Genomic DNA, 18,466 nt, shown 5'->3' with positions numbered 1-18,466 from the left:
GCGGTGATGCCGGGTGATTAAGGTAGATAGCTTACTTCATTCCAACACATGGCGTTGGCCTTGCCCTGGACGGCTAACGTATAGGCGCGCACGCCTTCCTTCGCCAAATTGTCTATTTTAGACTGTCCCGGCACTATTTGTGTAAACTCCACCGTACCAGGGATGGGTATTGCAGGATTAGAAGTATTAATAATAGAAAATACATGATCGCCAGATACCTGCCCTGCATTTCCTGTTATTCCGACATTCGGACAAGAAAAAATGCCCTGGTTTATTTCACGGGCGGGCTGTGTCCACGCCATTTGAGGCGGAGCCAGATCAACGTCTTGCAGGATTAGCCACACTGAAAACTGCAGGCCATGCGGGGGGATGAAATATGGAATTACCTGGAATCGGGCGGAATGGACGCGCGATTTTGTGCGCCCCCCTCTGTTGGCGGCGCGACAGGCGCCAGCCCAACCTTGCTCTCGGTACTTTGCTGTAGCCTTGCATTAAACTGGTAGCCCAAGACGAGTGCACCAAGCACGCCTATCGTGACCAGATTGACCAGCAGATTCCCCATAACATCGCGCAACCAACCCGCAAAAGTGCGTTTTGCCTGCAATGCGTTATCGATGGTAGCAATCTTGGTGCCCAGTCCGGCATGAACTACCTCGATCTGCCTGTAAAGAACGTCTTGCCGTGTAGCGGCTTCGGTACGATCAACCAAGTCGTCAAGGCCCGCATTGAGAAAAGCCTGGGCCATCGCCTCGCCTTGCGCGCGGTAGGCCGCGATTGAGGTATCGAGTCTGGCAATGGAATGAAAACTATCGAGCTCTTCCCGAGTGGGATCGCGCCCCCCGAAGGATTTACAAAAATCAACCTTCTGTTGCTTATAGATAATATAAGCAAATGCTCCAACCGGGTCGTTCGGATTCGCCGTCAACTTCTCATAGATCGTGTTATGTGCCATGGAGACAGCAAACTACTTTGCGATGACGGTCTTCTTTGCCGCAGTATAGGCTTGTTGCATTTTTTCACGCGACACGCCGACATCCCGCATCACCTTCGCCGCCACAGAAGATGCCGGTCCGCGCGAGATTGGCGCGGTATCATCGGCGTACACCAAATTCTGCGACATCCTGCTACTGATCTTGGCCACATCGCTACGAGAAAAGGTAGATTTAGTCATACTGGCTCCTTTGCTCACACATAGGGTGAATAAGAAGGGTGAATGAGAAATTGATGCCCCATTGAATAAAGATGATTATACCGTGATCCGAATCACGTCTATACAGACGTTCATATATTAGCGCATCCATGTCCAGGATGCTTTGTTTTAAAGCTGAATCATCCCGCTATCTTGGCCGGCTCTTGCCTGCGCGAGCAAAACAAAAAAGGGCCGGCAATTTCTCGCCGACCCTTTATTTTGTATGTATTTTTGGTGGGAAGTGCAAGTTTCGAACTTGCGACCCCTGCAGTGTGAATGCAGTGCTCTACCCCTGAGCTAACCTCCCGAAGCGGGGCGAATTATCGCATGAAGTTCGGCGCTTCCGCAAGCCCGTGGCAAAATTAATGCCGCCAGGCTAATTTACCCAGGGCGCGGGCTATGCCGTGGACTTACGCCGGGGACTTACGTCGGGGACTTACGTCGGGGACTTACGCCTTGGATTTACGCCGTGGGCGCGCTGACCGCATTCCAGATGCACTGCCCCTTGACCGCCTTGTCCAGCCCGGCCAGCGTGGCTTGGTGTTCGGCCAGCTCGTCGGCGGCGGCCGGCAGGAAAATGACGTCGGCCAGCGGCACGATTTCCAGCGGCTCGCCTTCGACCGCCACTTCGACTTCCTCTTCCATGCTGAGGCTGTTCTGGCCGCGCGTCATCGACAAATAGACGTCGGCCAGCAACTCGGCATCGAGCAACGCGCCGTGCAGCTTGCGGTGCGAGTTCGAAACGCCGTAGCGGTCGCACAAGGCATCCAGCGAGTTGCGCTTACCAGGATGCATTTCCTTGGCTTGCACCAGCGTATCGATGACACCGTTGATGTGATCGTTAAAGCTCGGCAAGTTCAGGCGCTTGAATTCGGCGTTCAGGAAACCCAGGTCGAACGGCGCGTTGTGGATGATGACTTCGGCGCCGGCGATATACGCCTGCAATTCTTCGACGATTTCGGCGAATTTCGGCTTGTCGCTAAGGAATTCGGTGGTCAATCCGTGCACCGCCAGCGCGCCCTCTTCCGAGTCGCGCTCGGGATTGATGTAGCGGTGGAAGTTATTGCCGGTCAACATACGATTGTTCAACTCGACGCAGCCGATTTCAATCACACGGTCGCCCGTCCTCGGGTTCAAGCCGGTGGTTTCGGTATCCAGAACAATTTGTCGCATCGCGGTACTCATCTATCACTCATTGTAAAAATTCGGCAGGCGCGCAGTATAGCGCACCCGCCTTGCCGGCTGACCGGGCTTAGAACCTATCCCAGTAGAGAATACATCGTCTGCTGACAGCCCCTCAGCAGCGTGGATCTGCGTTGTTCCTCGTAGCATGGCTCGCCATGCGTCCTCCTCACGCCTTGCCCACCCTGCTGATGACCAGCCATCCGGCGACGCTCCCTGCTGGGATAGGTTGTTAGCGGCGCACCGTGTCGACGCCGCGGTTGGCCAGCTGGTCGGCGCGTTCATTGCCGGCATGGCCGGAATGGCCGCGCACCCAGCGCCATTCGACTTGATGCACGGCCTGGGCCGCGTCCAGCGCCTGCCACAGGTCGACGTTCTTGACCGGCTCCTTGGCCGCGGTCTTCCAGCCGCGCGCCTTCCAGCCGTGTATCCATTCGCTAATGCCTTTTTGCACGTACTGGCTGTCGGTGTAGAGCAACACGGCGCACGGCCGCTTCAGCGCATTCAGCGCTTCGATCACGGCCTTCAATTCCATGCGGTTGTTGGTGGTGTTTAATTCACCGCCAAACAATTCCTTTTCCGCGCCGTCGGCCACCAGCAGCGCGCCCCAGCCGCCGGTGCCGGGATTGCCCTTGCAGGCGCCATCGGCGTAAATTTCGACTTTATCCATCTTGTTGTTCCCGCCTCTTGTGGCTGTTACTTTTACTTTTATTAGTGACCGGCACGCCCGCGGACGCGCTTGCCGGTTTTTTGGTCCACGCCGGACCGATCAGGCGCATCCCTTTGACGCGTTTGATGGCGTGCACTATATAGACTGCGCCGAAATATGGCCACCAGCGCGGACCGGCGCGGTCCATGAACGCATAGCGGTGCAGCCATTTATCGGTCTTGCATGCCGGCGCGTAGCCGCCGACATGGCTTTGGCTGACGCCCAGATTGAGCAATTTTAACCAGTCTTTCATGCGTGGCATAGAGATGAATTCACCCGCCTGCGGCAGGAAACGCGAGCCGGTCACCCGCCCCATCGCCTGGCGCGCGCCCCACAAGCTGGTCGGATTGAAGCCGCAAATGATCAGTTGTCCTTCCGGGATCAGCACCCGCTCGACTTCGCGCAGCACCTGGTGCGGTTCGGCGGCGAATTCTAGTACATGCGGCAAGACCACCAGGTCCAGGCTTTGCGATGCGAATGGCAACTCGTCGAAATTGAGGATCACGCTGGCGCGCCGCGCGCCTGGACCAGCCACCAGCGGCGGCAGCCGCGTATCGGCCACCCATTTATTCGGCATGCGGTTGGCGGCCAGCGCGTCGATATGCGGCATGCCGATCTGCAAGGCGTTAAAGCCGAAGATATCGGCCGTCAGACTGTCCAGGCAAGCCTGCTCCCACGCCCGCACGTACAGGCCGGCCGGCGTTTGCAGCCAGCTGTCTAACGCTATAATGGATTTCTCGGATGCGGCACTGTCCATGCAAAGCCTTTCACTACTCTAATGACCAACTCTTCCACTTCATCCAATTCTTCGACTTCCAGGCACACCCTGTCAGTCCTGGCTGTACCCGCTTTTTCCGACAATTATTTGTGGCTGATCCACGATGGCGTCAATGCCGCCGTCGTCGATCCGGGCGACGCGGCGCCGATACTAGCGGCATTGCAAGCTCATCAATTGACCTTGTGCGCCATTTTACTCACCCACCACCACGCTGACCACACCGGTGGCGTTCCTGAATTGTTACAGCATTTTACGGTGCCGGTATTCGGCCCGCGCAAAGAGGCGATCGCCAATGTCAGCGTCACGGTCGGCCAGGGCGATACGGTCAGCGTGCCGCAACTGGGTTTAACGTTGTCGGTGCTGGATGTGCCGGGCCATACGCTGGGCCATGTCGCCTATGTACGCGACGATGCTGTCGAGCCGTGGCTGTTTTGCGGCGATACGCTGTTCGGCGCCGGTTGCGGCCGCCTGTTCGAAGGCACGCCGGCCCAGATGGTCGAGTCGCTGGGCAAGCTGAGCGGCTTGCCGGATGCTAGCCGCGTGTATTGCGCGCATGAATATACGCTGTCCAATCTGCGTTTTGCCAGCGCGGTGGAGCCTGGCAATGCCGAACTGCAGGTCCGCGTCGCCGCCGATACGGCCAAGCGCGAACAAGGCGTGCCGACCGTGCCGTCGACAATCGGCCTGGAAAAGGCCACCAATCCCTTCCTGCGTCATCAGGCGCCGGAAATCGTGACCAGCCTGCGCGCGGCCGGCAAGCTGGCGCGCGGCGCATCGCCGGTCGAGGCCTTCGCCGCGCTGCGGCTGTGGAAAAACACCTTTTAATGTGTACACCAGCCCGCACCGCACATACAGCGCGCTGCGGGCTCGTTTTAACATAAAAACTCAGATTTCTTCGTACAGCGGCAAGGTCAGGAATTCGGCAAACGAGGCCGAGGTCGACATTTCCTCGAAGATCAGACCAGCCCGCACATAGCTAGCACCGTTGCCGCCCGGCGCATCGCGCTGCACCTTGACCAGCTCTTCCTTGATCATGCCGCGTACCATCTCGGCCGTGACTTTGCGGCCGTCTTCCAGCACGCCCTTGTCGGAACGTATCCATTGCCATACTTGCGAGCGGCTGATTTCGGCGGTGGCCGCATCTTCCATCAAGTTATGGATAGGCACGCAGCCATTGCCGGCCAGCCAGCTGCCCAGGTAATGGATGCCGACGTTGATGTTGTAGCGCAAGCCCGCCTCGGTGATCGGCGCTTCCGGCTTGAAGTTCAGCAAGTCGGCGGCGCTGACAACCACGTCGGGACGCTGTTTATCAATCTGGTTCGGCTGGTCGCCCAGCACCTTGGTGAACTCGCCCATCGCCAGCTCGACCAGGCCCGGATGCGCGACCCAGCCGCCGTCGTAGCCGTCGGTCGCATCGCGCGCCTTGTCGGTGCGCACGCCGCCCATCGCGATGTCGTTTTTCTCCGGATCGTTCTTGATCGGAATCAAGGCCGCCATGCCGCCGATCGCCGGCGCGCCGCGCTTGTGGCAGGTTTGCAGCAGCAGCAAGGCGTAGGCGCGCATGAATGGCGCCGTCATCGTCACCTTGGCGCGGTCGGCCAGGCAGAAATCCTTGTCCAGCTTGAATTTCTTGATGCACGAAAAAATGTAATCCCAGCGGCCCGCGTTCAGGCCCGAGCTATGCTCTTTCAGCTCGTACAGGATTTCATCCATTTCAAACGCGGCCAGGATGGTTTCGATCAGCACGGTCGCTTTGATGGTGCCTTGCGGCAAGCCGAGTTCGTTTTGCGTCATCACGAAGATGTCGTTCCACAAGCGCGCTTCCAGGTGCGATTCCATTTTCGGCAAATAGAAATACGGACCGGCGCCGCGCGCCAATTGTTCCTTGGCGTTATGAAACATGAACAGCGCGAAATCGAAGATGCCGCCGGACACGCGCTTGCCATCGACCAGCACATGTTTTTCATCGAGGTGCCAGCCGCGCGGACGCACCACCAGCGTGGCGATCTTGTCGTTCAATTTGTACGACTTGCCATTTTGTTCCAGCGAAATGGTTTTGCGCACCGCATCCATCATATTGACCTGGCCGGAAATCTGGTTATCCCAGTTCGGTGTATTCGAATCCTCGAAGTCGGTCATATAGCTGTCGGCGCCCGAGTTGAAGGCGTTGATGACCATCTTGCGTTCGACCGGGCCGGTGATTTCGACGCGGCGGCATTCCAGTGCCTTCGGGATCGGCGCGATGCGCCAGTCGCCGCTGCGGATGTGCGCGGTTTCAGGCAAGAAATCAGGACGCTCGCCCGCATCCAGACGCGCCGCCCGTTCGACGCGCAGGGCCAGCAATTGCTGGCGGCGCGGCTCGAACGCACGGCTCAGCTTGGCGACCAGGGCCAGCGCTTCCGGCGTCAATACTTGCTCGTAGCCGGGCTTGATGTCGCCGCTGATCTGCATGCCGGCCGGGGTAATGATGGTGGACTGTGTCATGAAGTTCTCCATAAGAAAAAGTAATATATCCGTGTAAATAGTAGCCGGGCTAATCGGGTGGTTTGCTGAGGCTAAGTAACTTGAGGCATGCTTTGCTTGGCGCTTAATCTTTCATACAGTATATTCACTATTAGGCATGGAAACGAGATTAAAAATCACTTCATCCATGCGTTTTTATCACAAGTGAAAGCGGGAGCATGGGCCAGTTCAGACAAATTTCCACCTTCGTCGAAGTCGTCGCCAGGGGCAGCCTGTCGGCCGCCGCGCGCGCCGAGGGCATCGCGCCGGCGATGATCGGCCGCCGCCTCGACGCATTGGAACAACGGCTCGGCGTCAAGCTGCTGCAACGCACCACCCGTAAATTGGCGCTGACCAATGAGGGCGCGGCTTTCCTCGAGGATTGCCAGCGCATCCTCGGCGAATTGCAGGACGCTGAAAACGCGGTCGCCGAGCGCAGCATCAAGGCCAGCGGTCATTTGCTGATTTCGGCGCCGGCCGGTTTCGGACGCCAGCATGTGGCGCCGCTGCTGCCGTCGTTTCTCGCCGAGCACCGCGACGTGACGGTGGCGCTGAACCTGAACGACCGCGTGGTCGACCTGATCGGCGAAGGCATCGACGTGGCGATCCGCATCGCCAGCCTGTCGGATTCCAGCCTGGTCAGCACCAAGCTGGCCGATAACCAGCGCGTGCTGGTCGGCTCGCCGGCCTATTTCAAGCGCCACGGCATGCCGTTGATACTCGACGACCTGATGAAGCACAATTGCCTGGTGATCAGCGGCGAAGGCAGCCAGCGCGGCTGGACCTTCCACGACAATGGCAAGAACGTGACCTTGAAAGTGTCGGGCAATATGGTGTGCAACGATGGCGAAGTGCTGCACGACTGGGCGCTGGCCGGCAAGGGCCTGGCGTGGCGCTCGATGTGGGAAGTGGGCGCCGAAATCGAGGCGGGACAATTGCAGACCGCACTAGACCAGTATGCGGCGCCAGGCAATGATATCTACGCGGTATTTGCGCAGCGCCGCCATTTGCCGCTGCGGATACGGGCCTTTGTCGACTTCCTGCGGCACAGTTATGCGCAGCCGGATTACTGGCGCGAACGGGCTGTATAAGCAGCGCAAATCAGCCTAGATTGGCTTAGAGCCTATCCCAGTAGATGAATACGCCCTCTTCTGGCGCCCCTCAGTAGCGGGGACTGCGTTGATCGTCGTCGCGTGGCTCGCCACGCTTGCTCCTCACGCCTGGTCCGCGCTGCTGATGCGCGGCCAGAACAAGACGCTCACTACTGGGATAGGCTCTAAGCGCAGCGTAAGCCAACGTTTTCCAGCAAACCTGCTGGCCAGTCCCCCTTGCCCCGCAAACCTCCAGGCGAAAAAAAATCCCCGGAGACCGAGGATTTCTTTATTTCGTTTGATCCAGCGTATTAGATTGGCTGAATGTTCGAAGCTTGCTTGCCTTTAGGGCCAGCGGTCACTTCAAAAGAAACGCGTTGGTTCTCTTGCAGGGACTTGAAGCCGTTCGACTGGATAGCCGAGAAGTGAGCGAACAGATCTTCGCCGCCTTCGTCAGGGGTAATAAAGCCGAAACCCTTCGAATCATTGAACCATTTTACGATGCCAGTTGCCATTACAATTTCCTATTTCAGTTAAGTTGGGCTTGCGCCCGTTATATCGTTTGAAGCAAGAAAGGAATGACAGACAAACTGCACTACCACCTCGAATCCAACGATTCCGCATTATACCAACAAAACAGAGAAAAACCATTTTCACGCAAAATAAACTTGCGCTCGCTGTTTTGATGGTCGTTTGTCCGTCTTGCAGCCCCTGTTTCGAGAGGCATGGAGTGCACTATATCTCAAGCAGCCTCCTTTATGCTTTGCGCTATATCAAACGAATAAATCGGCATTTCAGCCCGGCAAAGGCACGTATGGCGTCGCCTTCGGATCAACCGCCGCCCAGGCCAGCAATTGGTCGATTTGCGGCGCCAATAGCGGCCATTCGCGCCCGGCGGCGGCGGCGTCGTCCATCAACGGGCGCAGCAATTGCTCGATGCGGCGGCATTCCTGCCCCAGCGCACCAAAACCGAAGGTGCCGGCCGAACCGGCTACCGCGTGCAAGGCGCGATGCAGCGCCGTCAACTGCAGCGCGCCCAAGCCTTCGGTACGGCAAGCGGCCAGCGCTTGCCCGATGGCGGACATCAGCGCCGGCACGCCGAGCGCGAACTTGTCGCTCAACGCTTGCAGGCGGCTGCGGAAATCGGGATCGATCGGGGTCGCCATGCTTCGTCTCCGCTTACTTGGTGCCGAAAATGCGGTCGCCGGCATCGCCCAGGCCCGGCACGATGTAGGCGTGCTCGTTCAAGTGCGAATCGAGCGAGGCGGCATACATTTTGACGCCCGGATGCGCGTTCTGGAATACCGTCACGCCTTCCGGCGCGGCCACCAGCGCCAGGAAGATGATTTGCTCATCGGATACGCCGCGTTTTTTCAGCACATCAACCGCGTACACCGCCGAATTGCCGGTGGCGACCATCGGGTCGCACAGGATGAAGGTACGCTCGGTAACGTCCGGCAAGCGCACCAGGTATTCGACCGGCAAATGAGTGCCCGGATCGCGGTACACGCCGATGTGGCCGACGCGGGCCGACGGCACCAGGTTCAGCAATCCATCGCTCATGCCGATACCGGCACGCAGGATCGGCACGATGGCCAGTTTTTTGCCGGCGATCACAGGCGCGTCGAGCGTCACCAGCGGGGTGGTGATCTGGCGCGTGGTCAGCGGCAAGTCGCGGGTGATTTCATAGCCCATCAGCAAGGTGATTTCCTTCAGCAATTCGCGGAAGGTGCGCGTCGACGTATCGTGTTCGCGCATGTGGCTCAGTTTGTGCTGGATCAGCGGGTGATCGGTGATGAACAGATTGGGGAAGCGCGGATCTTGTTTCATTATGGTTTTGCTCTTTTCTTGTATCTTTGAACGACCGCGGCCTCACTGCGCCGCCAGGTCGCCTTTTGATCGATCAATGGTATGGGCGCCTCGAAAAACCTGCTGCGCCCGTATATGCCGGCATTATCCCAGCCCACGCGCCCGTTTGTCCTGTTTTTTAGAAAATAATTGCTATGCACTATTACGACCAATTACTTCTTAACAACATCGTTTTAATCCTGTCGCCATCGATCACGGAATCACCAGCGCACGGGCCAGGATGGCGGGGCAATCGCTACCGGCAGGCAAGCGGCCATACGCTCCGCCGACGCCCTGCTCCAGCCGCGACGCGACAAAGGCCGACGAGACGAACGGCGGCGCATGGCGCAGCAGCAATGCCGCCTGCACGGCCAGCACGATGCGCTCGGCCAGCTTGCGCGCGTCATATTCATCGCCGGCGCCGGCATCCAGGTCGGCCAGCAAGGCCGCCGCATACGCGGCAAACACGGCGTCGCCCTGGCCCGCCAATGCCAGTTCGCGCGCCAGCGCGTCGCGCGGCGCCGGCCCCTTGCCGAACACGCGCAGCAGGTCCAGGCACATCACATTGCCCGATCCTTCCCAGATCGAGTTGACCGGCAATTCGCGGTACAGCCGCGCCAGCGCTCCGTCCTCGACATAACCATTGCCGCCCATCACCTCCATCGCCTCGAAACCGAAACCCGGGCCGCGCCGGCAAATCCAGTATTTGCCGGCCGGTATCAACACCCGCGCCAGCAGCGCCTGCTCCGGGTCGGCGCCGTCATCGAAGCAGCGCGCCAGGCGCAGCGCAAACGCGGTGGCCGCTTCGGATTCCAGCGCCAGGTCGGCCAGCACGTTTTGCATCAGCGGCTGTTCGGCCAGCGGCTTGCCGAAGGCCGAACGCTGGCGCGCGTGATGCAGCGCCTGGGTCAGCGCCGCGCGCATGATGCCAGTGCTGCCCAGCACGCAATCGAGGCGGGTATGGCTGCCCATTTCGAGAATGGTCGGGATGCCGCGGCCCGGCTTGCCGATCAGCCAGCCATAGGCGCCGGTGAACTCCACTTCCGACGACGCGTTCGAGCGGTTGCCCAGCTTATCCTTCAGGCGCTGCAGCCGGACCTGGTTGCGGCTACCGTCCGGCAAGTAACGCGGCAAGAAGAAACACGACAAGCCGGCGCCGCCCTCATCGCCGGTTTGCGCCAGGATCAGGTGCGCATCGCTTTGCGGCACCGAGAAAAACCATTTATGGCCGACAATCCGGTACAGCCCTTCCGCTTCATCGCCAAACAGTTGCCGGCCCTGCGCGGCCGGCACCGCCTCGGCGCGGGTGGTATTGCTGCGCACGTCGGAACCGCCCTGCTTTTCGGTCATGCCCATGCCGATCAGCGCGCCGCGCTTTTGCTCGACCGGCAAGGAACGCGGATCGTACTCGCGCGATAAAATCTTCGGCAGCCAGCGCGCCGCGATCTGCGGCAAATTGTGCGCCTGGCGCAGCGCCGGCACCGACGCGTATGTCATCGTCAGCGGACACTGCACCCCGTTTTCCAACTGGCCGGCCAGGATATATAATGCCGCCCGCGCCACTTGCGCTCCCGGCCCCGGCTGCTCCCATGCCGAACTATGCGCGCCGGCGCCGACCATCACGGCCATCAGTTGATGCCAGGCCGGATGGAATTCGATCTCGTCGATGCGCCGGCCATGGCGGTCGAAATTGACCAGCGTGGGGCCATGCAGATTGGCCAGCCGCGCCAGTTCCTGATGGTCCGCGCGGCCAAACTGCTCGCCCAGCGCACTCAACGTACCGGCCGCCGCGGCGCCGCCTTCACGGATCAGCGCGTCTTGCAAGGCGGGATCGCAAGCAAACAGATTGACGCCGGAAAATGGTGCGGGCTGATTCAGTATTTCATGCGTATCGAACGGATTCATGGTTCACCTCTGGTTTATTGATGGATGACGACTGATGCATAACGATAGATACGTGACGATAAATAAATGATGAAAACAAGGTAACGCTATATGAAATGATTATCGTTCGCTTAAAAAGATAGTGTCGCGAATAGATTCCGCCATTTCCTGCACATTTATTTCATTTAGCTCAATAGATATTCCTAAAAGCTGAAGCAATGTTGCTATATTTCATGTAATTGTTCCCTGTTCAATGATACATTTCGTCTTGATTTGGCCCGACACATCTGCGCCGATATAAAGAAAATAACCCGGCCTACGATTTTTGTAGAAATTGTGGCATGAAATAAATTAAAGGTTTAACCCAGCATCATGTTTTCCAGTACCCCATCGGCTGCCCACCGCGAACCACGCCAAGAGCTGGATAACCTCATGGAAGAGGCTGGCGATGTTGTGTTCCGGCTAGACGCTGACGGACAAATCCTGTTTGCCAGCAAGCGCAGCGCGATGCTGGCCGCGCCGGCGCATGGCTTGCCCGGCGCGCCGTTCCTGTCGCTGGCCAGTGAAAGCTGCCAAGTGGCATTAAAGGCCGCGTTACAAGACGCCACCCGGGAACCGGCCCGGCTGGAGGTCAAGCTGCGCACGCCGGACCAGGAAATCTGGTTCGAATTACGCATTTCGCCGTACCTGAGCCAGACCGGCCAGCAGCAATTGCTGGTGGTCGGGCGCGACACGTCGGCCCAGCACAATACCGAAGAGCGGCTGCGCCACATGGCCACCCACGATGCGTTGACCGGCTTGCCGAACCGCCTGCTGCTGTCGGACCGGATCCGCATGGTGATCGCCCAGGCCAGCCGTTCCGGCCAGGGTTTCGCGGTCGCCACCATCGGCCTGGACGGCTTCAAGAAAGTCAACGACGGCCTCGGCCATCCGGTCGGCGATTCGGTGCTGCGCATGGCCGCGGCGCGTTTGCGCAAGACCCTGCGCGACAGCGACACGCTGGCGCGCATCGGCGGCGATGAATTTGTCGCGGTGCTGCCCGGCAGCTCCACCGACGCCCAGATCAAGCTGGTCACCGGCCGCCTGCTGGCCACGCTGCAAGCGCCGTTCGAAGTCGACGGCCATACGATCTACATCGGCGCCTCGGTCGGCGTGTCGGTCTATCCGCAGCACGCGGAAGACGAAGTGCGCCTGGTCGCGCTGGCCGACGCCGCCATGTCGCGCGCCAAGGAAACCGGCAAGGCGCGCTGCCTGGTCTACAGCCCGCGCCTGAACGGCCCGTCGGAACACGATATTTCGCTGGAAGCGGCAATGTTCCAGGCCGTCCGCGAAGGCGAGTTCCTATTGTATTACCAGCCGATCGTCGACGCCCGCACGCGCCAGATCCAGGGGTTTGAAACGCTGATGCGCTGGAAACACCCTACCCTCGGCATGGTGCCGCCGGTGCGCTTCATCCCGATCGCCGAAGCCAACGGCTTGATTAATCTCTTGGGCGCGTGGGCGCTGAAAGCGGCTTGCGTACAGCTCAAGCAGTTCGAGGAAGTTGCCAAACGGCCGCTTTACATCTCTGTTAATATCAGCCCAAGACAATTCCGCAACGACAAATTCCTCGATATTCTCGACGATGCCATCGCGTTTTCCGGCCTACTTGGTGAGCAATTGGTTTTAGAAATTACAGAAGGCACGCTGATGATCGATCCAGTGCATGCCGAAACGATCCTGACAAAAATGGCCGGGCGCAAGGCCCGCATCGCCATCGACGATTTCGGCACGGGTTATTCCTCGCTGGCCTATTTAAAACGTTTCCCGATTTCGGTGCTGAAAATCGACCGCACGTTCATCAAGGATTTGCCGGCCGCGCTGAAAGACGCGGCGATCTGCAATACCGTGCTGGACCTGGCAAAACACTTGAACTTGTCGGTGGTGGCCGAAGGCGTCGAAACCGAAGAGCAGTTGCACTTCCTCGAATCGCGCGGCTGCCAATACATCCAGGGCTTCCTGACCGGCAAGCCGATGCCGGCCCACGCGGCACTGGCGGCATTGACCGAGAAAACCTACGCGGCGATGGTGCCGGCGGAACTGCGAACGGGGAATCCATGACTCCAGGCACCTTCACGCCATCCACCCACCTGGGCCGGAACACCCTCGAACTGTTATGGTCGCGCACCCGCCAGCAAGGCGACATGCCGGGCTTCGCGAAAGCCATCGGCGCCATCCTGAGCGCCATGCGCGGTGAGGACGACCACGAATTCGACATGACCAAGACCGTGCTGTCGGACCCGGTCTTGACGCACAAAGTGCTGCGCCTGGCCAACAGCGGCATGTATTCGGCGTTTGGCCAGCGCGTCAACACCGTCTCGAAAGCCGTACTGGTGCTCGGCATCGACGCCATCGGCCATCTGGCGCTGGGCTTGAAACTGATCGAGGAATTGTCGCACGCGACGCCGGACTCGGTCAGCGCCCACGTCGAAATGGAAAAAGCCGTGCTGGCCGGCATGGTCGCGCAGCAAGTGGCGACCAGCGCCAGGAGCCTGAACGCCGAGCAGGCGGTGGTCTGTTCGATGCTGCACACGCTGGGCCGCATGATGGTGACCTTTTACATGACCGACTTCTGGGCCCGCATGCAAACGCAGGCCGGTATCGGCAACGAGCCGGCGGCGGCGGCCGAAGTGCTGGGCCTGAGCCTGGAAGAAGTCGGCTACGCGACGGCGGCGCACTGGGGCTTGCCGCAGCACCTGATCAACGGCATGCGCCCGGTGGCGCCGAGCGCGCCGGGCGAGCCGGTCAGCCGGGCCGACTGGATGGCGGGCCTGTGCACGATGGCGGCGCGCTGCGCCGATTTGCTGTGGCACGACGCCGCCGACGGCGCGGCCGAAGTGCGCGCGCTGGTGGACAATTATTCCGACATGCTGGGCATAGCGCCGGACGGCCTGTTCGAGGCGGTCGAAAAAGCCAAGTCGATGGCGGCGGCCGACCTGTCGATCGCGCCGCTGTCGAAGCCGGCCGAACGGCGCGCCAAGGCGCTGGCCAGCACCCGCCTGCGGGCCGAGGGCAACCGCATCCTGGTCAGCGGCCTGGCCGACCTGCGCGGCGCGATCAGCAGCGCCAGTCCGGGACAAATGGTGTCGATGGCGCTGGAAACGCTGCACCAGGGTTTCGATTTCTCGCGCTCGGTGGCGTTCGTGCGCAACCACAAGGAACGCACGTATTCAGCCCGCCTCAGCCTGGGCGAAGCGATGCAGCAAATGCAGCCGCTGATGGTGTTTGGCGATGCTTATGAACCGAATGTATTTCACGCCGCGCTCAATAGCGACCGGGTGATCTTCATCGACAATGCGCGCGACCCGAAATTCGCGGCCAAGCTGCCGCAATGGTGGAAAGCCACGCTGCCCGAAGCGCGCAGCTTCGTCATCGTGCCGCTGTCGTCGAACGGCCACCCTACCGGGTTTATTTATGGCGACTGGGACGACAGCTTCCCGGCTATCCAGCTGAACCAGACCGAATTCGGCCTGATCAACGATATCCGCGCGCTGCTGGTGCAATCGGTGGAAATGCGCCACCAGCTGGAGCTGGTGGCGCATAAGGTCGCGTAAAGGCGATATCACCGAAGCCGGATTACAACTTCGGCGTGTTCACCCGCACGTCGCCGCACTGCGCGCGGTGCATCAATGCATGGTCGATCAGCACCAGCGCCAGCATCGCTTCGGCGATCGGCGTGGCGCGAATGCCGACGCACGGATCGTGGCGGCCGAAGGTTTCCACCATCACCGGATTGCCTTCCTTGTCGATCGAACGGCGCGGCGTGCGGATCGACGAGGTTGGTTTGATGGCGATCGATACGGTAATGTCCTGGCCGGTTGAAATGCCGCCCAGCATGCCGCCCGAGTGATTGCCGACAAATCCCTCCGGCGTCAATTCATCGCCATGCTCGGAGCCCTTTTGCGCCACCGAGTTGAACCCGGCGCCGATCTCGACGCCCTTGACCGCATTGATGCCCATCATCGCGTAGGCGATATCGGCGTCCAGCTTGTCGTAGATCGGCTGGCCCAGGCCGACCGGCACATTGTGCGCGACCACGTCGATGCGTGCGCCGATCGAATCGCCGTCGCGGCGCAGCTGGTCCATCGCCTGTTCCATGCGCAAGATCAAGGCGCTATCGCTGCTGGCGGCGAAGAACGGATTGCCATGCACATGCTCCCACGACTCGAACGGCACCGGGATGTCGCCCAGCTGGCTCATGCATCCCCTGAACACCGTGCCGTACTGCTGCAACAGCCATTTCTTGGCGATGGCCGCCGCGCCGACCACCGGCGCCGTCAAGCGGGCCGACGAACGGCCGCCGCCGCGCGGATCGCGCACGCCGTATTTATGCCAGTAGGTGTAATCTGCGTGGCCGGGACGGAAGCTTTCGGCGATATTGCCGTAATCCTTGCTGCGCTGGTCTTCGTTGCGGATCAGCAAGGCGATCGGCGTGCCGGTGGTGACGCCCTGGTACACGCCGGACAGGATTTCGACGGTATCCGATTCCTGGCGCTGGGTGACGTGGCGCGACGTGCCCGGTTTGCGGCGGTCCAGCTCAGGCTGGATATCGGCTTCCGACAACAGCAAGCCGGGAGGACAGCCATCGATCACGCAGCCAATCGCGGGACCATGCGATTCGCCAAAGGTAGTAACAGTAAACAGCTTGCCAAATGAGTTGCCGGACATAATGAGAGCGAGAGAGGCTGAAACGGATAATTCTACCAGCCAACCGCACCGCGCATGCCGCTATCGCCAGGTAATTTCAGCGGACACGCCAAAAACACCACTGCCCGGATTGGCGATCATCATGTCAACGGAACATAAGAAATAATATTTTTACATTAAACTACCAAGCAACCATGTCAAGCACGAAACAGCTGCGTGGCAGCAAAACGTCGGAAATATCTAATCTGAGTTGTCCTTGTTAAATAGCTATATACTTCATACAAGAACACCGATCCATACTGGAGAAGCGACACATGCCCGCACCGATCACCTCTGTTGAGCACAGCAAGGACGATCACGACGACTTGGTGTTCCTGGAAGAGCCCACTGCCACCTCGCCAGCGCCGGCCACGCGCCATGTCTGGCGGGTGATGATCATCGACGACGACGAAGACGTGCACTCGACCACGACCTTTGCGCTGGGCAACCTCGACATGCAGCAGCGCCCGCTGGAATTCGTGCATGCCTATTCCGCGGCGCAAGCCCGCGAACTGCTGCAACAAGAAACAGACATTGCCGTGATCCTGCTCGACGTGGTGATGGAACAGGACGATGCCGGCCTGCACCTGGTGCGCTACATCCGCGAAACGCTGAAGCTGGCCGACGTGCGCATCATCCTGCGCACCGGCCAGCCGGGTTACGCGCCTGAAATCGACGCAATCCGCGATTTCGACATCAACGACTATAAAACCAAGTCCGAATTGACGCGCATCAAGCTGTTCACCACCGTGACGGCGGCAATTCGTTCCTACGAGCAAATTCGTTCGATCAACAGCAGCCGCCGCGGCCTGGACCAGATCGTTCACGCCAGCACCGAATTGATGGCGCTGCACGGCGTGCAGAATTTCTCGGCCGGCGTGCTGGTCCAGATCGCCGGCTTGCTGGGCATCAAGGCCGACGGCCTCCTGTGCGTGCGCGATGGTTCCGCCGGCAAATACAACGAATTGCTGGTCAGCGCGGCCGCCGGCCGCTTTGCCGATATCGGCCAGCGCCACATCAATGGCAACGACGACCCGCACATGGCCGCCGCGATAACCGCCACGCTGGCCCAGCGGCGCAATAGCTACCACCCCGACTACGCCACCCTGTTCTTCGCCGGCAAGGCCAGCCGCGACTTCGCCGCCTATGTGCCGTTGCAGCGGCCGGTCAGCGATATCGGCCAGCGCTTGCTGGAAGTATTTTGCGGCAATGTCGCAGTCGGCCTCGACAATGTCGAACTGCTGACCCACCTGCAGCATGCGGCGTTCTACGACCAATTATCGAAATTGCCGAACCGCACCCGGCTGGTGGAAATCCTCGATGCCACGCTGGCCGGACCGGCGCGCGACGACACCACGCTGTCGCTGGTCGACCTGGACCACTTTGCCGAAACCAACGATGCGCTGGGGCACAAATTCGGCGACTTGCTGCTGGTCGCCGTCGGCCAGCGGCTGCAAAGCGAGCTGGGCCGACAACTGACCGTGGCGCGCCTGGGCGGCGACATCTTCGGCGTGCTGGGCGACGCCAGCCAGGTCAATCCGCAGCTGATCCTGGCGCTGTTCCAGAAGCCGTTCAGCATCGACGGCCAGGACGTGCTGCTGAGTGCCACGCTGGGCTTGCTGCGCCTGGGCGAACACGAAGGCTGCGGCGCCGATGCGCTGAAAGACGCCGACATCGCCTTGAAGCGCGCCAAGATGCAGCAGCGCGCCGGCCATTTCTATTTTTCGCGCAGCATGGGCATCGAAATCCGCGAACGGGTGCGCATGATGCACGCGCTGCGCACCGCCTTCAGGCAAGACCAGCTGTTCGTCGTCTACCAACCGCAAATCGACCTCGACACGCGCCGCCCGGTCGGCGCCGAAGCGCTGCTGCGCTGGCAAACGCCGGACGGCACATTCATTTCGCCGGACCGTTTTATACCGATCGCCGAATATTCCGGCCTGATCATCGACCTCGGCGAGTGGGTCTTGCGCACCGCCTGCCGCGAGCTGGTCACGCTGCGCGAACGCGGCCACCAGGATTTCGTGATGTCGGTCAACGTGTCTCAGGTGCAATTTCGCCATCCGATGTTCCTGGAAATGCTGCGCGGCGCGCTGGAAGAAACCCAGGCGCCGCCGCAATTCATCGAACTGGAAATCACCGAATCGATGGCGATGGAAGAACCGGACTTGCTGATCAAGATGCTGTGGCAAATCAAGCAAACCGGCGTCAGCATCGCCATCGATGATTTCGGCACCGGCTTTTCATCGCTGTCTTACCTGCAACGGCTGCAAGTCGACCGGCTCAAGATCGACCGCGCCTTCGTCACCGAAATCACCGGCTCGGCGCGCGGCAGCAGCATCGCCGAAATGGTGATACAGCTGGGCCGCAACCTGGGCCTGTCGATCATTGCCGAAGGCGTCGAAGACGAACGCCAGGCGCAGATCCTGCAATCGCTGGGCTGCCCGCTGGCGCAAGGCTTTTTATTCGCCCGCCCGATGACCGCCGGCGCGCTGCATGCATGGCTGGGCAACGAAGCCCGGCCATAGCGGGTACGGCTCAGAGCGCCTGACAAAACG

Annotated in this window: 17 protein-coding genes and 1 tRNA gene; 5 read left to right on the top strand and 13 right to left on the bottom strand. The window is 60.1% G+C overall.

Annotated features, from left to right (window positions below; genetic code table 11):
- Positions 1-17 precede the first annotated feature (17 nt).
- The 7 genes from GJA_RS27260 to GJA_RS10560 all read right to left on the bottom strand — a co-directional run bounded on the left by GJA_RS27260 (position 18) and on the right by GJA_RS10560 (position 3,837).
- Entirely contained in the window at positions 18-344 is a 327-nt protein-coding gene (locus GJA_RS27260) for a hypothetical protein (RefSeq protein WP_144241481.1), read from the bottom strand.
- A gap of 38 nt (positions 345-382) precedes the next feature.
- A complete protein-coding gene (locus tag GJA_RS10580; protein ID WP_038491874.1) occupies positions 383-952 on the bottom strand; it encodes a hypothetical protein in 570 nt (189 codons plus the stop codon).
- Between the two features lie 12 nt (positions 953-964).
- Positions 965-1,171, bottom strand: coding sequence for a hypothetical protein (locus GJA_RS27255; protein WP_144241480.1), 207 nt, complete (start codon positions 1,169-1,171; stop codon positions 965-967).
- Positions 1,172-1,421: 250 nt separating this feature from the next.
- A tRNA-Val gene (locus GJA_RS10575) sits at positions 1,422-1,496 on the bottom strand.
- 155 nt (positions 1,497-1,651) lie between these two features.
- Positions 1,652-2,362, bottom strand: coding sequence for a DNA polymerase III subunit epsilon (gene dnaQ / locus GJA_RS10570; protein WP_038499417.1), 711 nt, complete (start codon positions 2,360-2,362; stop codon positions 1,652-1,654).
- A 241-nt stretch (positions 2,363-2,603) separates the two neighbouring features.
- Positions 2,604-3,041: a ribonuclease HI gene (gene rnhA, locus GJA_RS10565; RefSeq protein ID WP_038491872.1), complete on the bottom strand. Its 438-nt coding sequence runs from the start codon at positions 3,039-3,041 to the stop codon at positions 2,604-2,606.
- Positions 3,034-3,837 (bottom strand): class I SAM-dependent methyltransferase, encoded by an 804-nt coding sequence (locus tag GJA_RS10560; RefSeq protein WP_038491869.1) that lies wholly within the window; start codon positions 3,835-3,837, stop codon positions 3,034-3,036. The genes rnhA and GJA_RS10560 overlap by 8 nt, the downstream gene beginning before the upstream one ends.
- A 21-nt stretch (positions 3,838-3,858) precedes the next feature.
- On the opposite strand from GJA_RS10560, the gene gloB reads away from it, so the two are divergent.
- On the top strand, positions 3,859-4,683 hold the full coding sequence (gene gloB, locus GJA_RS10555) for a hydroxyacylglutathione hydrolase (protein ID WP_051780624.1): 825 nt from the start codon (positions 3,859-3,861) through the stop codon (positions 4,681-4,683).
- 60 nt (positions 4,684-4,743) lie between these two features.
- Here gloB and aceB read toward each other — a convergent pair whose 3' ends face one another.
- Positions 4,744-6,342, bottom strand: coding sequence for a malate synthase A (aceB, locus tag GJA_RS10550; RefSeq protein WP_038491866.1), 1,599 nt, complete (start codon positions 6,340-6,342; stop codon positions 4,744-4,746).
- Between the two features lie 197 nt (positions 6,343-6,539).
- On the opposite strand from aceB, the gene GJA_RS10545 reads away from it, so the two are divergent.
- Positions 6,540-7,451: a LysR family transcriptional regulator gene (locus tag GJA_RS10545; protein WP_038491863.1), complete on the top strand. Its 912-nt coding sequence runs from the start codon at positions 6,540-6,542 to the stop codon at positions 7,449-7,451.
- A 311-nt stretch (positions 7,452-7,762) separates the two neighbouring features.
- On the opposite strand, the gene GJA_RS10540 is transcribed toward GJA_RS10545, so the two are convergent.
- From GJA_RS10540 to GJA_RS10525, 4 genes are all read right to left on the bottom strand, one after another.
- Positions 7,763-7,966 (bottom strand): cold-shock protein, encoded by a 204-nt coding sequence (locus tag GJA_RS10540; protein WP_010398811.1) that lies wholly within the window; start codon positions 7,964-7,966, stop codon positions 7,763-7,765.
- A 279-nt stretch (positions 7,967-8,245) separates the two neighbouring features.
- A complete protein-coding gene (locus GJA_RS10535; protein ID WP_038491860.1) occupies positions 8,246-8,617 on the bottom strand; it encodes an Hpt domain-containing protein in 372 nt (123 codons plus the stop codon).
- A 13-nt stretch (positions 8,618-8,630) separates the two neighbouring features.
- Positions 8,631-9,281: a uracil phosphoribosyltransferase gene (gene upp / locus GJA_RS10530; RefSeq protein ID WP_038491857.1), complete on the bottom strand. Its 651-nt coding sequence runs from the start codon at positions 9,279-9,281 to the stop codon at positions 8,631-8,633.
- A gap of 231 nt (positions 9,282-9,512) precedes the next feature.
- On the bottom strand, positions 9,513-11,204 hold the full coding sequence (locus tag GJA_RS10525; RefSeq protein ID WP_038491854.1) for an isovaleryl-CoA dehydrogenase: 1,692 nt from the start codon (positions 11,202-11,204) through the stop codon (positions 9,513-9,515).
- A gap of 411 nt (positions 11,205-11,615) precedes the next feature.
- Here GJA_RS10525 and GJA_RS10520 point away from each other — a divergent pair, with 411 nt between their 5' ends.
- Positions 11,616-13,283, top strand: a complete 1,668-nt coding sequence (locus GJA_RS10520) for a putative bifunctional diguanylate cyclase/phosphodiesterase (protein WP_242404509.1) — start codon at positions 11,616-11,618, stop codon at positions 13,281-13,283.
- Entirely contained in the window at positions 13,280-14,776 is a 1,497-nt protein-coding gene (locus GJA_RS10515) for an HDOD domain-containing protein (RefSeq protein ID WP_038491848.1), read from the top strand. Before GJA_RS10520 ends, GJA_RS10515 begins: the two co-directional genes overlap by 4 nt.
- 22 nt (positions 14,777-14,798) lie before the next feature.
- Here the strand turns inward: GJA_RS10515 and aroC are convergent, their stop codons facing one another.
- A complete protein-coding gene (gene aroC / locus GJA_RS10510; RefSeq protein WP_038491845.1) occupies positions 14,799-15,890 on the bottom strand; it encodes a chorismate synthase in 1,092 nt (363 codons plus the stop codon).
- Positions 15,891-16,183: 293 nt separating this feature from the next.
- On the opposite strand from aroC, the gene GJA_RS10505 reads away from it, so the two are divergent.
- Positions 16,184-18,436: an EAL domain-containing response regulator gene (locus GJA_RS10505; RefSeq protein ID WP_038491842.1), complete on the top strand. Its 2,253-nt coding sequence runs from the start codon at positions 16,184-16,186 to the stop codon at positions 18,434-18,436.
- Positions 18,437-18,466 lie beyond the last annotated feature (30 nt).

Source organism: Janthinobacterium agaricidamnosum NBRC 102515 = DSM 9628 (assembly GCF_000723165.1).
Lineage (GTDB): Bacteria > Pseudomonadota > Gammaproteobacteria > Burkholderiales > Burkholderiaceae_D > Janthinobacterium > Janthinobacterium agaricidamnosum.
This window is presented reverse-complemented; position numbering and strand designations above follow the sequence as displayed.

Excerpts from the sequence above, each read along its gene's own strand:
- GJA_RS10580 (WP_038491874.1), bottom strand. The coding sequence starts at position 952 with ATGGCACATAACACGATCTATGAGAAGTTGACGGCGAATCCGAACGAC.
- GJA_RS27255 (WP_144241480.1), bottom strand. The coding sequence starts at position 1,171 with ATGACTAAATCTACCTTTTCTCGTAGCGATGTGGCCAAGATCAGTAGC.
- dnaQ (WP_038499417.1), bottom strand. The coding sequence starts at position 2,362 with ATGCGACAAATTGTTCTGGATACCGAAACCACCGGCTTGAACCCGAGG.
- rnhA (WP_038491872.1), bottom strand. The coding sequence starts at position 3,041 with ATGGATAAAGTCGAAATTTACGCCGATGGCGCCTGCAAGGGCAATCCC.
- GJA_RS10560 (WP_038491869.1), bottom strand. The coding sequence starts at position 3,837 with ATGGACAGTGCCGCATCCGAGAAATCCATTATAGCGTTAGACAGCTGG.
- gloB (WP_051780624.1), top strand. The coding sequence starts at position 3,859 with ATGACCAACTCTTCCACTTCATCCAATTCTTCGACTTCCAGGCACACC.
- aceB (WP_038491866.1), bottom strand. The coding sequence starts at position 6,342 with ATGACACAGTCCACCATCATTACCCCGGCCGGCATGCAGATCAGCGGC.
- GJA_RS10545 (WP_038491863.1), top strand. The coding sequence starts at position 6,540 with ATGGGCCAGTTCAGACAAATTTCCACCTTCGTCGAAGTCGTCGCCAGG.
- GJA_RS10540 (WP_010398811.1), bottom strand. The coding sequence starts at position 7,966 with ATGGCAACTGGCATCGTAAAATGGTTCAATGATTCGAAGGGTTTCGGC.
- GJA_RS10535 (WP_038491860.1), bottom strand. The coding sequence starts at position 8,617 with ATGGCGACCCCGATCGATCCCGATTTCCGCAGCCGCCTGCAAGCGTTG.
- upp (WP_038491857.1), bottom strand. The coding sequence starts at position 9,281 with ATGAAACAAGATCCGCGCTTCCCCAATCTGTTCATCACCGATCACCCG.
- GJA_RS10525 (WP_038491854.1), bottom strand. The coding sequence starts at position 11,204 with ATGAATCCGTTCGATACGCATGAAATACTGAATCAGCCCGCACCATTT.
- GJA_RS10520 (WP_242404509.1), top strand. The coding sequence starts at position 11,616 with ATGGAAGAGGCTGGCGATGTTGTGTTCCGGCTAGACGCTGACGGACAA.
- GJA_RS10515 (WP_038491848.1), top strand. The coding sequence starts at position 13,280 with ATGACTCCAGGCACCTTCACGCCATCCACCCACCTGGGCCGGAACACC.
- aroC (WP_038491845.1), bottom strand. The coding sequence starts at position 15,890 with ATGTCCGGCAACTCATTTGGCAAGCTGTTTACTGTTACTACCTTTGGC.
- GJA_RS10505 (WP_038491842.1), top strand. The coding sequence starts at position 16,184 with ATGCCCGCACCGATCACCTCTGTTGAGCACAGCAAGGACGATCACGAC.